This is a genomic window from Klenkia terrae, from assembly GCF_900491935.1.
Lineage (GTDB): Bacteria > Actinomycetota > Actinomycetes > Mycobacteriales > Geodermatophilaceae > Klenkia > Klenkia terrae.
In genome coordinates this window covers 4,410,722-4,427,865 of record NZ_UEXK01000004.1, presented here as the reverse complement: position 1 = coordinate 4,427,865, position 17,144 = coordinate 4,410,722, and the positions used below count along the sequence as shown (strand labels likewise).

At 75.9% G+C, this 17,144-nt stretch carries 16 protein-coding genes; 9 read left to right on the top strand and 7 right to left on the bottom strand.

The features are described from left to right. Nucleotides 1–414 precede the first annotated feature (414 nt). The 3 genes from LFA75_RS21930 (at nt 415) to LFA75_RS21920 (ending at nt 1,980) form a co-directional block, all read left to right on the top strand. On the top strand, nt 415–768 hold the full coding sequence (locus LFA75_RS21930) for a hypothetical protein (protein ID WP_225235704.1): 354 nt from the start codon (nt 415–417) through the stop codon (nt 766–768). Nucleotides 769–853: 85 nt separating this feature from the next. Continuing rightward, on the top strand, nt 854–1,750 hold the full coding sequence (locus LFA75_RS21925; RefSeq protein ID WP_225235703.1) for a universal stress protein: 897 nt from the start codon (nt 854–856) through the stop codon (nt 1,748–1,750). Then, nucleotides 1,747–1,980 carry a DUF1918 domain-containing protein gene (locus LFA75_RS21920; RefSeq protein WP_225235702.1) on the top strand — a complete coding sequence of 78 codons (234 nt, stop codon included), beginning with the start codon at nt 1,747–1,749 and terminating at the stop codon, nt 1,978–1,980. Before LFA75_RS21925 ends, LFA75_RS21920 begins: the two co-directional genes overlap by 4 nt. Nucleotides 1,981–2,051: 71 nt before the next feature. Here the strand turns inward: LFA75_RS21920 and LFA75_RS21915 are convergent, their stop codons facing one another. Further along, nucleotides 2,052–2,594: a universal stress protein gene (locus tag LFA75_RS21915; protein ID WP_225235701.1), complete on the bottom strand. Its 543-nt coding sequence runs from the start codon at nt 2,592–2,594 to the stop codon at nt 2,052–2,054. Nucleotides 2,595–2,894: 300 nt separating this feature from the next. Between LFA75_RS21915 and LFA75_RS21910 the strand changes: the two genes are divergently transcribed. Both LFA75_RS21910 and LFA75_RS21905 read left to right on the top strand, forming a co-directional pair. Beyond that, nucleotides 2,895–4,448, top strand: a complete 1,554-nt coding sequence (locus tag LFA75_RS21910; protein WP_455428486.1) for a P-type ATPase — start codon at nt 2,895–2,897, stop codon at nt 4,446–4,448. 153 nt (nt 4,449–4,601) lie between these two features. Next, on the top strand, nt 4,602–6,368 hold the full coding sequence (locus tag LFA75_RS21905) for a cation-translocating P-type ATPase (protein ID WP_225235699.1): 1,767 nt from the start codon (nt 4,602–4,604) through the stop codon (nt 6,366–6,368). A gap of 54 nt (nt 6,369–6,422) precedes the next feature. On the opposite strand, the gene LFA75_RS21900 is transcribed toward LFA75_RS21905, so the two are convergent. Further along, the gene (locus LFA75_RS21900) at nt 6,423–8,051 is read right to left on the bottom strand and encodes a DUF4389 domain-containing protein (protein ID WP_225235698.1); all 1,629 of its coding nucleotides are present in this window, start codon (nt 8,049–8,051) and stop codon (nt 6,423–6,425) included. Nucleotides 8,052–8,259: 208 nt separating this feature from the next. Between LFA75_RS21900 and LFA75_RS21895 the strand changes: the two genes are divergently transcribed. From LFA75_RS21895 to LFA75_RS21885, 3 genes are all read left to right on the top strand, one after another. Further along, entirely contained in the window at nt 8,260–8,619 is a 360-nt protein-coding gene (locus LFA75_RS21895; RefSeq protein ID WP_225235697.1) for a hypothetical protein, read from the top strand. A 91-nt stretch (nt 8,620–8,710) separates the two neighbouring features. Then, nucleotides 8,711–9,631: an ABC transporter ATP-binding protein gene (locus LFA75_RS21890; RefSeq protein WP_225235696.1), complete on the top strand. Its 921-nt coding sequence runs from the start codon at nt 8,711–8,713 to the stop codon at nt 9,629–9,631. Then, nucleotides 9,628–11,226, top strand: a complete 1,599-nt coding sequence (locus LFA75_RS21885; RefSeq protein ID WP_225235695.1) for an ABC transporter permease — start codon at nt 9,628–9,630, stop codon at nt 11,224–11,226. The genes LFA75_RS21890 and LFA75_RS21885 overlap by 4 nt, the downstream gene beginning before the upstream one ends. An 18-nt stretch (nt 11,227–11,244) precedes the next feature. Here LFA75_RS21885 and LFA75_RS21880 read toward each other — a convergent pair whose 3' ends face one another. Then, nucleotides 11,245–11,559, bottom strand: coding sequence for a hypothetical protein (locus LFA75_RS21880; RefSeq protein WP_225235694.1), 315 nt, complete (start codon nt 11,557–11,559; stop codon nt 11,245–11,247). A 132-nt stretch (nt 11,560–11,691) separates the two neighbouring features. Beyond that, nucleotides 11,692–12,720 (bottom strand): universal stress protein, encoded by a 1,029-nt coding sequence (locus tag LFA75_RS21875; RefSeq protein WP_225235693.1) that lies wholly within the window; start codon nt 12,718–12,720, stop codon nt 11,692–11,694. A gap of 145 nt (nt 12,721–12,865) precedes the next feature. On the opposite strand from LFA75_RS21875, the gene LFA75_RS21870 reads away from it, so the two are divergent. Beyond that, on the top strand, nt 12,866–14,611 hold the full coding sequence (locus LFA75_RS21870) for a sensor histidine kinase (RefSeq protein WP_225235692.1): 1,746 nt from the start codon (nt 12,866–12,868) through the stop codon (nt 14,609–14,611). A gap of 366 nt (nt 14,612–14,977) precedes the next feature. On the opposite strand, the gene LFA75_RS21865 is transcribed toward LFA75_RS21870, so the two are convergent. The 3 genes from LFA75_RS21865 to LFA75_RS21855 all read right to left on the bottom strand — a co-directional run bounded on the left by LFA75_RS21865 (nt 14,978) and on the right by LFA75_RS21855 (nt 16,961). Beyond that, nucleotides 14,978–15,460, bottom strand: a complete 483-nt coding sequence (locus LFA75_RS21865; RefSeq protein ID WP_225235691.1) for an Hsp20/alpha crystallin family protein — start codon at nt 15,458–15,460, stop codon at nt 14,978–14,980. A gap of 206 nt (nt 15,461–15,666) precedes the next feature. Beyond that, a complete protein-coding gene (locus LFA75_RS21860; protein ID WP_225235690.1) occupies nt 15,667–16,677 on the bottom strand; it encodes a zinc-dependent alcohol dehydrogenase in 1,011 nt (336 codons plus the stop codon). A gap of 53 nt (nt 16,678–16,730) precedes the next feature. After that, on the bottom strand, nt 16,731–16,961 hold the full coding sequence (locus tag LFA75_RS21855; RefSeq protein WP_225235689.1) for an SHOCT domain-containing protein: 231 nt from the start codon (nt 16,959–16,961) through the stop codon (nt 16,731–16,733). Nucleotides 16,962–17,144: the final 183 nt, after the last annotated feature.

Here is a 17,144-nt window from a genome sequence, read left to right as displayed (position 1 = left end):
ACCACCCTCAGCCCCACCCCCCGGCTCACCGCCTCCCGGGCGGCCCACACCAGCGCGGCCCGTGACCCGGGTGACCCGTCCACCCCCACCAGCACGTCGCCGGCCCGGCGCCGGTCACGCGGCGGGTCGTCGAGCCCGAGGTGGGTGTACGGCTGCGGTCCGGTGCTGTTCGGCATGGTTCCTCCTGGCTCGGCAGCGGGGCGCCCGGGTGCGGGCACCACATCGGGTCACCCCCGGTCCCCGGCGCGGCCGGGGAGGCTCCTCGGGCTGTCCGACCCGATGGTGTGGCCGGCGCCCGTCGAGGACCAGGGACCCAGGTCCCCGACGCCGGGGCCGTCGTGTGGTGCCGGACCTCCGGCCCACGGCCCAGACTCGTCGCCACCCTGATCGAGCGGCCCTCCCGGAGGAGATCCCGTGGACCTGCAGGACGTGTTGAGCCAGACCCGCGACGCCATCACCGTCAGGCGGGTGTTCGCCGACCCCGTGCAGGTCGACGGGGTCACCGTGATCACCGCGGCCGCCGTGGGGGGCGGTGGCGGTGGCGGTGGCGGTCATGCCGAGGACCAGGAAGGCCAGGGAGCCGGGTTCGGGGTCGGCGCCCGGCCGGCCGGTGCCTACGTGATCAGCGGTGGCACCGTGTCGTGGCGCCCTGCCGTGGACGTCAACCGACTCGTCGGCGTGGCCGGACTGGTGCTAGTGACGCTGTTCCTGACCCGGGCCCGGGTCGCCCGTCCACGCGTGTCCGTGCGCCGATCCCGCCGGGGCTGACCCGAGCGGGCCGCCCGGGTCCCGGGGCGGACACCCGACCACCACCCGACGAGCCGGGGTCCTCCCCGGCGGACAGGAGCTGGACATGACCCACGCCGAAGGCCCGGTCGTCGCCGCGGTCGACCACACGCCGGGAGCCCGGGCCACCGTCCGGGCAGCGGCCATCGAGGCCGCGCGACGCCGCACCCCGCTACGGCTGGTGCACGTGCACCGCCCGGTGCGCCGGAGCTGGTTCGCGGGACCGGCCGCGACGGACCTCGGGACGACGACCCGGTGGGCTGCCGAGGACCTGCTCCAGGCCATCGGCGACCTGGTCCCCAGCTGCCGCGTGGACACCGTCGTGCGGACCGGGCACCCGGCCGAGCTGCTCGTGGACGAGACGGTCACCTCACCCCTGGTGGTGCTCGGTGGCCGGTCCGGCAGCCCCCTCACCGGCGTGGGCTCCACGGCGGCCCGGGTCGTCGCCCACGCGGCCGGCCCGGTGCTGGTGCTGCCCGACGAGGACGACCGGGCCCTGGTGGCGGGCCGATCGGTGGTCGTCGGCGTGTCCGGGGGACCTGGGGACGAGGCGGTGCTGCAGGCCGCCTTCGAGGAAGCCGACGCCCGGGGCTGCGAGCTCGTGGCCGTGCACACCTGGATCGAGCCTGCCCTGGAACCCACGTACCAGACGATCAGCCCGTTGATCGACTGGGACAGCGTCCGGGACGAGGAGCAGCGCCTGCTCGCCGAAGCGCTGGCCGGGCTGCAGGAGAAGTGGCCGGGCACCGAGGTCCGGCCGGCGTTGATCAAGCAGCGCCCAGCGCCGGGGCTGTGCGGTGCGGCGAGCACCGCGGAGCTGCTGGTGGTCGGTCACCGCCACCACGGCCGGGTCCCGGGGCTGGGCTCGACCACCCGATCGCTGCTGCACCAGGCGCCGTGCCCGGTGCTCGTCGTGCCGGTCGCTGGTCGATCGGACCACAGGACCTCGGAGCACACCCGATGACGCGGGCGCAGGTCGGGGACTGGCTCACCGTGCGCGGGCCGGCCGTGGGCGGTCGGGTGCGCCATGGCCAGGTCATCGACGTCGCGCACGCCGACGGCAGCCCGCCGTGGACGGTGCGTTGGACCGACGACGACCGGACCAGCGTGGTGGTGCCCGGCTCCGACGCGACGATCGAGCACCACCCACCCAGCCCGGAGGATCGAGGAGGGACGAGGGCAGCGGAGCCGTGACCGCAGCCGCGGTCGTTCGTCGTCGCCTGCCGGGCCCCGGTGGCGGAGTGAGCAGCCACCACCGGGCCGGCTCAGCGACCGGCTGCCGACCGCGGGGCGGTGTGCACGACCGTGACCGGGCAGGGCGCATGCCGCACGCACTGGTCGCTCACCGAGCCGAGCAGCAGGCCCCGGAAGCCACCCCTGCCGCGGGACCCCACCACGAGCAGGTCGGCCTTCGCGGCCGACTCGATCAGCCGGGGCGCGGGCGCGCCGTGGACGGCGTGCAGGACGACCGACCCACCGGCGCGGATGCCGGCTGCCGCGACGTCGGCCGCGAGCTGCTCGCGCACCGCGCCCTCCCAGTCGTGCAGCGGCGGGACGTAGCCGGGTTCCCAGCTCGCCGGGCGCGGAGCGTTCGTCAACGACCAGGCGCGCACCACGTGCAGGTCGTAGCCCGCCCGGGTCGCCAGGGCCGCCGCCCACCGGAGGGCCTCGGTCGCGCAGGCAGACCCGTCGTGCCCGACCAGCACGCCGCTGGGCACGTCCGCCACCCGGTCGACCCGGTCCACGTAGGACTCCGCGTCCGACACGTCCTGCCTCGTCTCCTCCGGCACCAGCACTCCCCAGTCCATGCCCACCCGTGGGCCACCGACGACGGGACCAGGCTGCGGGACGGCGCCGGGTCCCCGGCAGGGTCCTCGGTCCCCCGCGGGCGGGACCTCGGCCGCACCCGGGGACCCCCGTCCCGCAACTCCTGCCAGAGGTCCCTGCCCAGCCGCCGATGGCCCGGGGACCCTCGGGGAGGACGACACCGAGGAGGCACAGTGGACCACGCCGTCCCGTCCCGCGACGCCGCGCCGTTGCTGACCGGGCTGGGCGATCCGGTCGACCCCGCGGAGACCGGGTGGGCCAGCGCGCGGCTGTCCGCGCTGATGGGGGCCGGCTTCCCGGTCCGCCCGGGCTTCGTCGTCACCGCGAGTGCCCGCGAGCGCGCACTGCGGGAGACCGGGGTCGACGGTGAGCTCGCCCACCTCTACCGGCGGGCCGTCACGGGTCTGCTGGACGGCGCGTGGGGGGACGGTGACGCGGGGCTCGCCGGCGCCTGCCACCGCGCCCGTTCCCTGGTCCTCCGGGCGGGCCTGCCCGACCGGCTGGCGGCCGACGTGCTCACGCGGTGGAGTGCCCACCCGGGCGACCCGGCGACCGACCTCACCTCGTTGTCGACCTGCGTGGTCGACGGGCGGGACCTGCCCACGGCGCGGGCGCTGGTCGACGGCACCGGCGGAGCTCGCGGGCCGGGCGTGACCGCGGCCCTGGTCGCCGGGTGGGGATCGGTCTTCGCGCCCTCGGTGGTGGCCGCCCGGACGGACGCCGGCCACACCGCCTCCCCCCGGGTGGCCGTGCTGGTCCAGCACGGGGCCCGCCCCGCGGTCACCGGGACGGTCACGACCGCGGACCCGGTGACGGGTCGGCCCGACCGCGTCGTCGTGGTCGCCCGGGCGGCCACGGTCGGCAGCGGGGTCCGTCGCTGGGTCTTCGACCCCACCGGCCGCCTGGAGTGGCCCGGCGACGCCTCCCCGGCGACCACGCCTCCCCTCCCGGAGCACCAGGTCCTGTCCGTGGTGGAACTCGGGCTGCACCTGCAGGCGCACGCGGACGCGCCGCAGTCGGTCCAGTGGAACCTGGACCCGGAGGGCCTGTGGGTGACCGACGCCCGGACCGTCCACCCGNCGACGACGCCGCCCTCCGCCGGCGCAGGCCTGCCAGCGAGGCGCGCCAGCCGGCCGGCCCCCCGGGGCACGCGGGCGGGGCACGGCTGGTACCGGGCCGCGGGGATGGGCGCCGCGGACGGGGGCCGCGGCTGGGGCAACCGGTTGCCCCAGCAGCGTCCCCCGTCCGCGGCGCGCATGCTCGTGGCCCAGTTCGTGCACTTCTTCGCGCTGCTGCTGTGGGGGGCCGCCGCGCTGGCCGTGCTCGGTGGGATGCCGCAGCTCGGGATGGCGATCGTCGTCGTCGTGCTGCTCAACGGCACCTTCGCCTTCGTCCAGGAGCACCGGGCCGACCGGGCGGCGCAGGCCCTGCGGGACCTCGTCCCGCACCGGGTCACCGTCGTCCGCGACGGGCGCCGGCAGGAGGTCGACGCCGTCGACCTGGTCGTCGGCGACCGGGTGCTGCTCGAGGCCGGTGACCGGCTGGCCGCCGACCTCGTGCTGGTGGAGGTGCACGGCCTGCGGCTGGACGAGGCGATGCTCACCGGGGAGAGCGAGCCGGTGGACAAGGCGGGCGGGGACACCGGCTCGGCGGGGTGCTTCGTCGTCGAGGGCGAGGGCTCGGCCGCCGTCACCGCCGTCGGCGGTGACACCCGGCTGGCCGGGATCGCCACGCTCACCGGCACGGTGCAGCGCGCGAGGTCGCCGCTGGGCCGGGAGCTGGACCGGGTGGTCCGGGCCATCACCGTCCTGGCGGTCGCCGTCGGGCTGGCGTGATTCGGCACCGGCCTCCTCCTGGGGCTCCCGGCCTCCGACGGGTTCCTGTTCGCCGTCGGCGTCACCGTCGCGCTGGTCCCCGAGGGGCTGCTCCCCACCGTCACGCTGTCCCTGGCCCGCGGCGCCCAGCTGCTGGCCCGTGAGCAGGCCCTGGTGCGCCGGCTCGAGTCGGTGGAGACGCTGGGTTCGACCACCGTCATCTGCACCGACAAGACCGGCACCCTCACCCAGAACCGCATGGCGGTGCTCGAGGTGTGGACACCGGCAGGTCGGGTGCAGGTGAGCGGCGTGGGCTACGAGCCGACCGGGCAGCTCACCGGTCCACCGGGCGCGCGGGAGGCCACCGCGGAGCTCGCCCGGGCGGCGGTGCGCTGCTCGACCGGGCGCATCCAGGAGGCCCCGGACGGGTGGACCGCCTCCGGCGACCCCATGGAGGCCGCCCTGGACGCCCTCGCCCGCCGCAGCGGCGCCCCGGCTCCGGACGACGTCCCGGCCACCCGCCGGTTCCCCTTCGACCCGCGTCGCCGCCGGATGTCGGTCCTGGTCGGCCACGAGCTGTACGTGAAGGGTGCCCCCGACTCGGTGCTCCCCCGCTGCACCGACCCGTCCGGCGCCGCTGCGGAGGCGACCCGGCTGGCCTCCGCCGGGCTGCGGGTGCTCGCCGTCGCCGTCCGCACCGTGGACCTGCCTGCGCGGGCGGGGGCCGACGAGGCCGAACGGGAGCTGCACCTGCTGGGCCTGGTCGGTCTGGAGGACCCACCGCGGGAAGGTGTGGACGCCGCGCTCGTGGAGTGCCGGCGGGCCGGCATCGCGGTCGCCATGGTCACCGGGGACGCCGGTGCCACCGCGACCGCGATCGCCCGCCAGGTGGGGCTGTGGCAGGAGGGCTCCAGCCGGGTCGTCACCGGCGCCGACCTGCCGGCCGACGCGACGGCCCTGGGTGCGCTGCTCGACCACGACGGGATCGTGGTGTGCCGGGTCGCGCCGGAGGACAAGCTGCGCATCGCCCGGGCACTGCAGGCACGCGGTCACGTGGTGGCCATGACCGGCGACGGGGTGAACGACGGGCCGGCGCTGCGGGCGGCCGACATCGGCGTGGCCATGGGGCGCAGCGGCACCGACGTCGCGCGCCAGGCAGCGGACCTGGTGCTGCTGGACGACCACTTCGCCACCGTCGTGGCGGCGGTGCGGCAGGGGCGCACGACGTTCGCCAACATCCGCCGCTTCCTGACCTACCACCTGACCGACAACGTGGCCGAGCTCGCGCCCTTCCTGGTCTTCAGCGTCACCGGGGGGGCGGTCCCCCTGGCCATCGGGGTGCTGCAGGTGCTCGGCCTGGACATCGCCACCGACCTGTTGCCGGCGCTGGCGCTGGGCGCGGAGCCCTCCTCCCCTCGGGTGCTGGAGGGTCCACCGCCCCGCCGCCGGCTCGTCGACCGGCACGTGCTCACCCGGGCGCTGGCCGTGCTGGGACCCGTGGAGGCGACCGTCGCGATGACCGCCTTCCTCACCGTGCTGGTGTCGGCGGGGTGGAGCTACGGCGAGACGGCATCCGGCACCGCGCTGGCGACCGCCTCGGGCGCAGCCTTCACGGCAATCGTCCTCGGCCAGTTCGGCACCGCCTTCGCCTGCCGCAGCAGCAGCCGGCCGGTCTGGCGGCTGGGCTGGCGCGGCAACCCGCTGCTGGTCGGTGCGTTGGGTGTCGAGGTGCTCGTGCTGGCCGCGGTGCTCACCGTGCCACCGGTCGCGGACCTGCTGGGCCATCGGCCGCCGTCCCTGGCCGGCCTGGCCGTGGCCGGGTGCGCGGTCCCCGCGGTGCTGGCCGTGGACGCGATCGGCAAGGCCGTGCGGGCCCGGCGGCCTGGCCGAGGCGTCGATGCCGTCGACCGGACCGGGCGGGCAGCACCGCCGCGCGGCTGAGCCGCAGGCACCCCCGACCCGACGGTCGGTGCGCGGTGTCGGCCCGCGGACAGCTCAGCGCTGCCCGCCGGAGGGGCTCAGCGGCCGGTCGACGGTCGGAGCCGGTGGAGCGCCGCCCGGGTCCGGGGCCGGGCCGGTCGGCGCGGCCGGGTGGCCGGCCGGCGGTGGCGTGGGGCGGCCCTGGGCGCGGTGCACCGCCAGCGCGATCAGCAGGACGCCGGCGACCAGCAGCACCGCACCGAGCGCGAGCAGCCCCGAGGCCAGCCAGACCAGGCCCGGTGCGGTCGCGGCCACGGCCAGCCGCACGGCGAGGCCCGCGCCCCGGTCGGTGGGCATCACGACGACCGTCCAGTCGCCGTCCTCCGGGGTCCACTCCAGCGTCTGCGTCCCGGCGCCCTCGGACGACGCCGTCCAGATGTCGAGCTCGCCGGGGGCGGTCCCCGGCGGTCCGCCGGGCAGGTCGTCCATCATCGCCGGGCCCATGCGGGACCCGGAGCCGGTGTCCCAGGCCCAGCCGCGCCCCTCGTCACCCACGTCGTCGACCCGGGTGCGTCCGACACCGCCCAGGTACCCGGCGACCGCGGCGGACGGCGCGACGCCGACGAACACCTCCTCCCCGTCGAGTGCGGTCACCTCGATGCGGACGTCGCCCAGGAAGTCGTCGACGACCCAGTCCGCACCGGCGGTGTCCAGGGGGACGTCGTCGCTGACCAGCGCGTAGCGGTCCGTCGCGGCCACGACGTCCGGGCTGGTCAACCAGTCGCCGTCCCGCTGGGTGCGGTCGGCCCACAGCAGCGCTCCGCCGCCGAGGAGCGGCCCGGTGGAGGCGAGCACCAGCAGCGCGCCGATCACCAGGGCCGCCACGCGCCCCCCGGTCCACCGGCTGCCCACCGGGTGCCGGCCGTCGCCGACCGACGGCGAGCCGACCGCCGGCGAGCTGGCCGGCGGGGTCGGCCCGTCCACAGCCGCCCCGCCCCCGACGGGTGCCGGTGGGCCGGTCAGGGGCCGCGAGCCCGGGTCGGTGCCGCCCATGTCCAGCCGGAACGGGGGGTACTCGTCGGTCAGCAGGGTGGCGTAGGCCACGACCCGCAGCACCCAGCGGTCCAGGCCCAGCACGAAGTCGAAGAGCTGCCCGGGATAGCGCCCGGTGAACAGCAGGATGACCCCCGTGACGACGACCAGCAGGCCCACCAGTCCGCCGAAGGCCCAGCCGTCGTCCCCGCCGCGGCTGGACCAGGAGCTCAACCAGAGGCCGCCACCGGCGAGGACGGCGACGACCAGGTACTGCGGCAGCGCCAGCAGCCACCACTTGACCAGCACCAGCCCACGGGACAGCCGCTCGGGGTACGGCACGTCCAGGTGCGCCGGGTAGTCCGGCACGTCGGCGAGGGTGAACGGCGGGTAGCGGTCGGTGCCCAGAGCCGCGTAGCCGTAGTAGTGGACCCGCCAGGTCCAGCGGAGCACCCCCACGGTGTAGTCGAACAGCGGCCGGGGGTACCGGCCGGTGACCAGGACGGCGACGAAGGCGACCACCGACACGACCCCGACGCCGATCCACAGGAACGCCAGCACGACGGCGTGCGGGATCAGCAGCAGCCACTTGACCAGCCAGAGCCACCGGGAGATCGGTGCGTCGAGCGTGGCGTCGACGCGGACCGGGTACGGCGTGTGCTTCTCGGTCACCGGGGACCCTCCTCGCTCTCCCGCCCGCACCGCAGGTCGATCCCGGGGTCCCGCCCAGCCGGTCCCGCGCCCGGCCTACGTCCCGATCGCCGAACGGTTTGCCGCCCGGCTGCGCGGGTCCGGGGTGCTGGTCGCCTGCCTGCCGCTGGGCCCGGACGTGCAGCCGTAGGACTTTGGTGCACGGGTGGTGGGCAGCGCGGTGCACGGCATGGCGTGGTTGCCGGAGGCGGTCGACTTCCTCCGGCGCGCGTTCGAGGTCCCTGCACGGCCCTGCTGGGCCTTCAGCGTCGGCGGCGTGGCCCCGGACGGGTTCCTGGGCCGCCGGATGGCCGCACAGGAGGTCCGCCGGGTGCAACGGAAGTTCGCCCCGGGCCTGGCGCTGCACGTCCACCCGCTGTTCGCCAGGGTCGTCGACACCCGGGAGGTGGGCCTGGCCGGTCGGGCCTTCTGGCGGGCGGTCGGCGGTAGTCCCGGCGACGCACGGGACTGGCCGGCGATCGACCGCTGGGCGGACCGGGTGGCCGCCCAGCTCGAGGTCGACCAGGTCGTGCCCCCGGGCGCAGCGTGACCTGCGGCGACGGGACCAGGGTCGCCGGTCCCGCGGATCAGCAGCGGGAGCACCTTCCCGCGGACCGCCCGGCCGGGCACGGTCCTCAGCTGTGACCGCGGTGATCTCGGTGTCGGACCTGGTCAAGACCTTCGGGCGCACCCGCGCCCTGGACGGGCTCGACCTCCAGGTGCGGGCCGGTGAGGTGCACGGGTTCCTCGGCCCGAACGGATCGGGCAAGTCGACCACCATCCGGGTGCTGCTGGGTCTGCTGCGGCCCACCTCCGGACGCGTCCGGCTGCTCGGGGGGGACCCCTGGCGGGACGCCGTCGCGCTGCACCGGCGGCTGGCCTACGTGCCCGGCGACGTCACGCTGTGGCCGACCCTCAGCGGTGGCGAGGTGATCGACCTGCTCAGCCGGCTGCGGGGCGGGATCGACCGGCGGCGCCGAGAGCAGCTGCTGGAACGCTTCGAGCTCGACCCGCGGAAGAAGGCGCGCACCTACTCCAAGGGCAATCGGCAGAAGGTCGCCCTGGTCGCGGCCCTGGCCTCCGACGTGGAGCTGCTCGTGCTCGACGAACCGACCTCCGGCCTCGACCCGCTCATGGAGGCCATCTTCCAGAGCTGCATCCGCGAGGCCCGGGCCGAGGGGCGCACCGTGCTGTTGTCCAGCCACCTCCTGGCCGAGGCCGAGGCGCTGTGCGACCGGGTGAGCATCATCCGGCTGGGGCGGACCGTGCAGAGCGGGACCCTCGCCGAGCTGCGCTCGCTGACCCGGACGTCGGTCACCGCCGAGACGGAGCGCGCCGTCACCGGGTTGACCGGCCTCCCCGGCGTGCACGGGCTGCAGGTCGCCGACCGGCGGGTGCGGTTCGACGTCGACCGCGACCAGCTCGACGGTGCCGTCCGACGACTGGTCGAGGCCGGCCTGCGCAGCCTGGTCAGCGCCCCGCCGACGCTGGAGGAGCTGTTCCTGCGGCAGTACGGTGACGTCCCGACCGAGGCCGTCCCGGCCGGCAGATGGTCGTCGTGAGCACCCCGACGCTGACCGGCACCCTGGCGCTGTTGGGGTTCGCGGTGCGCCGGGACCGGCTGCGCCTACCGGTGTGGCTGCTCGCCGGCGGCGCGCTGGTGGCCGTCCAGTCCACCTCCAACCAGACCATCTACCGGACTCCCGAGGCACTGGCGGCCTACCAGGCGTCGGCGGGGAGCAACGCGGCCAGCATCGCGTTCTCCGGGCCGCCGGTGGGCCTGGACACGGTGGCCGGCACGGTTGCCTTCGAGATCTCGACCCCGCTGGTGGTGCTCACCGTGCTGATGGCGATGTTCACCACCGCGCGGCACACCCGGGCCGACGAGGAGTCCGGCCGGACCGAGCTCGTCCGCTCGGCGCAGGTCGGGCGGCACGCGCCGGTGACGGCGGCCACCCTGCTGTCGGTGCTGGCCTGCACGGGGATGGGGGCGTCGGTCGCGGCAGGGGCGGCGCTGACCGGTCTGCCGGAGCAGGGTTCAGTGCTGCTGGGCACCGCCACCGCCGGCGTCGGCTGGGTGTTCACCGGGGTCACCGCCGTCTGTGCGCAGCTGACCGCGGGGACCAGGGGTGTGCACGGGCTGGTCGGTGGCGCGCTCGGGCTGTCCCTCGTGGTGCGGGCGATCGGCGACATCACCCACGACGGGCTGTCCTGGGCATCGCCCGTCGGCTGGGCCCAGGCCACCCACCCGTGGTCGGCGGACCGGTGGTGGCCGCTGCTGCTGCCCGTGGTCGGGACGCCGGTGCTGATGCTGGCCGCCCGGCACCTGCTGGACCGCCGCGACCTGGGGTCGGGGCTTCTGCAACCCCGACCCGGGGCGGCCACGGCACCGCGGTCGCTGTCCAGCCCGCTGGGCCTGGCCTGGCGGCTGCACCGCGGCGCCCTGCTGGCGTGGGCGGCGGGGATCGTCCTGCTCGGCCTGGTCTACGGAGGCCTGGCCGAGTCCGTCGAGACGCTGATCGGTGACAACCCGGATGCACAGGTGTTCTTCCCCGCGGGCTCGACCGCCGGCCTGGTCAACGCCTACCTCGGGGTCACCCTGCAGGTCACCGCGCTGATGGTGGCCGGCTACACCGTCTCGGCCACGATCGGGGCGCGCACCGAGGAGGCCGCCGGCCGGGCCGAGCCGGTGCTGGCCGCCGGTGTCGGCCGGCTCCGCTGGCTGGGCAGCCACCTGACGGTGGCCCTGGTGGGGGCCACGGCCCTGCTCGCGCTGGACGGGTTGGCCACCGGCGTCAGCCGCGCGGTGGTCACCGGTGACGCAACGGACCTGCTCCGGCTCACCGGGGCGGCGCTGGGCTACGCACCGGCGGTGTGGGTGGTGGCCGGGCTGGCGGGGGCGCTCCTCGGCGCTGTCCCCGCCGCCGCGGTGCCCGCCGCATGGATCGTCGTCGGGGGCGTCGCGGGCATCACCCTGTTCGCCGAGTCCTTCGACTGGCCGGGATGGGTGACCGTCCTGTCCCCCGTGGCCCGGACGCCGGCGGTGCCGGCCGAGAAGTGGGCGGCGCTGCCGCTGCTCACCCTGTCTGCGCTGGCCGTCGCGCTGCTGGCGGCCGGTCTCGGCTCGTTCCGACGCCGGGACCTCGTGCCCGGTTGAGGTGCGGGGGATCCGCGCTCAGCGAGCTCTGCCGAAGGGCCACCAGCGTCGGCGCCGGGCCGGGGGCGGGGTCGACGACGCCGGGTCCACCGGTGCCGGGCTGTGGGGCGGCGTCGAGGCGTGCGCGGCCGACCCGGACCCGCCGCGCTGCGCCTCGCGGGCCCGCGACTCGGCGAGGTAGTGCTGAACGGCGCCGGCGGAACCGCTGTGGCCGCGGGCCGCGGCGTCGTGCCGGGCCTCCCACTCCGCGGCCACCTTCTCCGCCGGTGACATGGCGAGCGGGTCGGGGCGTGGGCGCTGCCGCGACGTCCCGGCGTCCTGAGGTGTGGTCATGGTGGTTCTCCTCCCAGCGGGTCTGATCCCTGCCCCTCCACGATCGGCGGGCGGCTCGGCCGCGGCGAGAGCGGTACGGCTCGGCCCTCGGGGACCAAGGCCCCCTGCTCCTCCTGGGCGACGGTCGGGCGGTCAGTTCGCGGCGCCGGCCAGGGTGGACGACGTCCCTTCCTGGGCGGCGCCCGGCGCCGGGTGCACGACCATCACCGGGCAGGGCGCGTGCACCACGCTGTGCAGGGACACCGAGCCGAGCAGCATGCCCGACAGCGCGTTCCGGCTGCGGCTGCCCACGACCAGCAGCTCGGCGCCGGCGGCCTGCTGCACGAGCGCCTCCCCCGCCGTCCCCCGGACGGTCACCACGGTCACCGGGACCGTCGGCTGCTCTCCCAGCACCTCGGCGACCGCTGCCTCGGCGTGTCGTCGGGCGGCGTCCTGGACCTCCTCGAGCGACTCGGCGAGCACGACGTACAGCTCGCTCCAGTAGTTCGGCAGGTCGTACGCGGCCACCACCTCGAGCTCCGCGCCCCGCTCGGCAGCCGCCTCAGCTGCCCTGGCCAGCGCGGTCCGGGACGGCACCGACCCGTCCACCCCGACGACCACACGGGCCGGGCCGGTCGTCGTCGAGGGGTGGACGACGACGACCGGGCACGCGGCATGGGTGGAGCAGTGCAGCGCCACCGAGCCGAGGAGGGTGCTGCGGATGCCGCCACGGCCCCGGCTGCCGACGACGAGCAGGTCGGCGCCCTCGGCCACGCGGACCAGGTGCTCGGCCGGCGCCCCGGCCACCACGGTGACCTCCGCCGGGACGTCGCCGGTGCCCGGGACTGCGGCCACGCCGGGCTCCCGGCGGACCGCCTCGACGAGTTCCCGCGTCCGCGCCCCGGTGTCCGAGCGCAGCGAGTCGACCCGGCCGCGGTCGAGCAGGTAGGGGTCGGTCCAGTAGAAGTCCACCGGGAAGGCGGACACGACCTCGAGTGACGCACCGGCGCGGGCCGCCGCGACGAGTGCCCACCCGAGGGCGTCCCGGGAGCCGGCTGACCCGTCGACGCCGACCACCACCCGGGGGTGCCCGCTCCTGGTCCCCGCGCGGCCCTGCCGGTCGTTCGGCTCGGTCTCGTCGTCCACCACGGCCTCCTCGGTGTCGTCCCCGGGTGCGTGCACCGGGCTGGTGCCAGCGTCTTCACCCGTGAGCCCACCCAGGACGGGCGCACGTCCTGGACGGGCGGGACGAAGGTCCCCGTCCGTGGTCCACCCGGTCTCGTCCGGAGCCTGTTCACCCGCTACCGGGGCTGCGATGCTCTCGGGCATGGTCGAACCAGCCGGCGCCCCGCCCGCGGCGGGCGGTGAGCACCCCCCGTCCCCGCTCGCCGGCATGCGGCTGACCGAGCTGCTGGGAGAGGTCCAGGAGCGCCTGTCCGCAGTCGCCCGCACCCAGGAGCGCGTGCAGGATCTGCTGGACGCCTTCCTCAGCGTCACCACCGGCCTCGACCTGGACACCACGCTGCGGCAGATCGTCGAGGCCTCGACGAGGCTGGTCGACGCGCGGTACGGCGCCCTCGGGGTGCTCGACCCGACAGGCGGGCTGGGGGCGTTCATCACCGTCGGTCTCGACGACGACGTGCAGGCGACGATGGGTCACCTGCCCGAGGGGAAGGGCGTACTGGGTCAGCTGATCACCGACCCGCACCCCCTGCGCATCGCGGAGCTGAGCTCGCACCCCGCGTCGGTCGGCTTCCCCCCGGGGCATCCACCGATGCACACCTTCCTCGGGGTGCCGGTGCTGGTCCGGGGCACGGTCTTCGGAAACCTGTACATGACCGAGAAGCGCGGTGGCGGCCAGTTCACCGCCGAGGACACCGCCGTGCTGGTCGCCCTCGCCGGGGCGGCCGGGATCGCGATCGACAACGCCCGGCTCTTCGAGCAGGGCGAGCTCCGGCGCCGGTGGACCGACGCCGTGGGCGATGTCCGCGGAGCACTGCTCAACGGCATGTCACCGGACGAGGCGCTCCACCTCGTCGTGGACCGGGTGGCCGACCTGGCCGCTGCCGACGGCGTGTGGCTGTTCACCGGACCGGACTCCGGCGACGGCGCCTACGAGGTCCGGGCGCAGGCAGGGGACGGGCTCGTCGACAGCACCGGCCGGCGCCTGCACCCTGACGACGCGCCGGCTCTGGGGGCAGTGCACGCCGCCGGGGAGATGGTTGCCCTCGACATGGGCGGCATCCCCTACGACGGGCCGAACAGGCACGTGCCGTGGGGTTCCACGCTCGGGGTCCCGTTGCGCAGCATCGACGCGCGGGCCGCGGTCCTGGTCGTCGCCCGCCGGGGTGGCGGGGCACCCTTCGACCCAGCGGTGGGCCCTCTGGTCTGCGAGTTCGCCGACCAGGTCGCGCTGGCGCTGGACATGGCGACCCGCGCGCAGGTCGCCCGGAGGCTCGATGTCTACGAAGACCGCGACCGGATCGCCCGGGACCTGCACGACCACGTCATCCAACGGCTGTTCGCCGCAGGCCTCAGCCTGCAGGCCACCACGAACCGGGTCCACGACGTCGCGATCCACCAGCGGTTGCGGCAGGTGGTGGGCCAGCTCGACGAGACGGTCAGGGACATCCGCACCACGATCTTCGACCTGCACACCACCGACGGCGCCGACCACGGCGAGAGCCTCCGACGCCAGGTGCTGGACGTCGTCACCGAGACCGCGGGCGAGGAGCTGGACTGCACGGTGCGCATGTCCGGCGCGGTCGACAACCTGGTCACCGGTGACCTGGCCGGGGAGGTCACCGCCGTGGTCCGCGAGGGCGTGAGCAATGCCGCCCGGCACTCCGGCGCCCGGCACGTCACGGTCACCGTGGACGTCACCGACCGGGTGGTCCTCGAGGTGCGGGACGACGGCCGCGGCGTCGACCCGACCGTCGCCCGCAGCGGGCTGCGGAACCTGGCCGAGCGCGCCGAGCGTCGGGGCGGCTCGTGCACGGTGCGGCCGGTGGCCGACGGATGGGGGACGCTGCTGCGCTGGGAGGTCCCGCTGCCGGTGTCGCCGAACGGGTGACGGGGTGGACGACCACCAGGACGGTGGTGGCCGGCGGCCCGAGCCGGTGCCCGGCACCCGTCGGCCCACGAGGCGACGGGCGGGATCCACCCCGCTGCACGAGACCCGACCCGGGAGACGGGGGGCTCCCGGGCCGGGCCGATGACCCGGTCCCGGCCGACCACGCACATCGACCACAGGGTTCTCGGTACGGCCCACGGTGTCCGTCCTGGACGGTTGCCGCCAGGGTCCGAGGTCCTCCCGCCCGTTCCCCACCGGAGTTGCACCTCGTGCCACTCCGGTGAGGACGGCGGAGTCCCACCCACGTGGGAGGGCTCGACGCCCCGCGGACGACCGGCCTCCGCCGGTCCGGTCCGCGGTGGGAACTCAGGTGCGGCTCACCGGGACCCGGGTCTCGGCGGGTGCCGTGGGCTGCTCGGCGACGGGCACACGCACCTCCAGGATCCCGTCGCGGTAGCTCGCCGACACGTCCCCCTCCGTGGTGCCCTCGGGGAGCGGGAGGGTACGGGTCAGGTGACCACGCCGGAGTTCGTGCCGGATGCACCCGTCCTCGCGGTGCTCCTCCTCGGACTCCCGCCGGGCGTCGATCCGCAGCATCCCGCCGGCGACGACCACATCGACGTCCCGCTCGGGGTCGATGCCGGGTAGCTCGGCCCGGACCACGAGCGTCGAGCCGTCGCGGTGCTCGTCCACGCGGATGAGGTCCTGCCCGGCCGGACGGTCTGCCAGTGGCCGCAGCAGCACCTCGCGGGACAGCGGCAGTGCACGGAGCCAGTCGTCGAGCACCCGGTCCAGGGTCGTGAACGGGGGCAGGGCCGGGGCGGCCCGTCGTTCCTGCAGCGAGGTCATCGTTCCTCCAGGTGGGTGTTCCGGGCGAGCTCGTCCCGCCCCCGACCACCTTCCGAGCCCTGGCGGACCCGCGGGAGGGGCGCAGGTCCCCTCTGCCCCCGCCCGGACGTCCTGCCGCCGTCCCGGTGGCTGGCCGGAGGGCGGTCCGTCCGCGAACCGGCCCCTGTGCACCTCGAGCGCGCAGACCCCCTGCAGGCGACCTCGCGTCAGAACCCGAACACGACGCGGGCCGGGACGGTGCTGGCCAGCACCTCGGCCATGGCGTCGTTGACCTCGTCGAGCTTGCGCTCCACCGAGATCACCCGGGTCCGGCCCGCCGCGTGCAGGGCGAACACGTCGGCCAGGTCGTTGCGGGTGCCGACGATGGAGCCGAGGACGTGCTTGCCCGAGAGCACCATGTCGAAGATCGGCAGCGACAGGTTCCCCCCGGCCGGCAACGCCACGCAGACCAGCCGCCCGCCGCGCCGCAGCGAACGGTAGGCCTGGTCGAACGAGGTCGGCGAGGCCGCGAGCGCGATGGCCACGTCTACCCCACCGCGGGCCTGGATGGCCTGCACGGGGTCGGCGGTCGAGGCGTCCACCGTGTGGTCGGCGCCCAGCTCCCGGGCCATCACCAGCTTCTCCTCGGTGATGTCCACCGCGGTGACGAAGGCGCCGGCGATCCGGGCGTACTGCACCGCCAGGTGCCCCAGCCCGCCGATCCCGAACACCGCCACGGAGTCGGCGGGAGCCACCCCGGCGACCTTCACCGCCTTGTAGGTGGTGACCCCGGCACAGGTCAGCGGGGCGGCGTCCAGGCTCGTGACGCCGTCCGGGACACGGACGGCGAAGTCGGCGGCCACGGTCGCGCACTCGGCGAACGCGCCGTCCCGGCCGTAGCCGGAGTTGGTCTGCGACTCGCACAGGGTCTCCCACCCCGCGACGCAGGACCGGCAGTGCCCGCAGGCCGACCCGAGCCAGGCGATCGCCACCCGGTCCCCGAGCGACCGGGAGGTCACCCCGGGCCCGAGGGCGGTGACGATGCCGACGCCTTCGTGGCCGGGCACGAACGGTGGGCTGGGCTGCACCGGCCAGTCGCCGCGGGCGGCATGGATGTCGGTGTGGCAGAGCCCGCTGGCCTCCATCCGGACCAGTACCTCGCCGGAGCCGGGCTCGGGAACGGGACGGTCCTGGATCTGCAGGGGTGCGCCGAGGCGCGGGACGACGGCAGCCTTCATGACAACTCCTCGTGGTCGGTGCTGGTGGGTGCTGGTCGAGAGCTCTCGGGAGGTCACCGGCTGTCCGCCAGGGCGTCGAGGCGACGCTGGTACTCGTCCTCGTCGACCACGCCGCGGGCCAGCTGCCCGTCGAGCAGCTCCCGGGCGGCCCCCCGCCGGGGCGTGGTCGGCGGAGGACCGCCGGCGGCCCGGCCGGACCGCACCCCCACGACGACGATCGTGGTCACGACGAGCACGACGAGCAGGGCCAGCAGCAGCGTGGGCACGCCCGTGCCACCGGTCATCGGTCCCCAGGCCGTCGACCCGCCCCACCCCGTCGTCACGGTCGGGCACCTGTCGTCGGTCCTCGTGCGACGGACACGTCGACTCCCCTCCGGCCGTGGGCCCGGCTCCGGTCCGAGCGTGCGGCGCAGGGGGAACCCGCCGCTGCGGTCCGGGGACCTTCCCCCGTCGTCGTCGGACCCGAG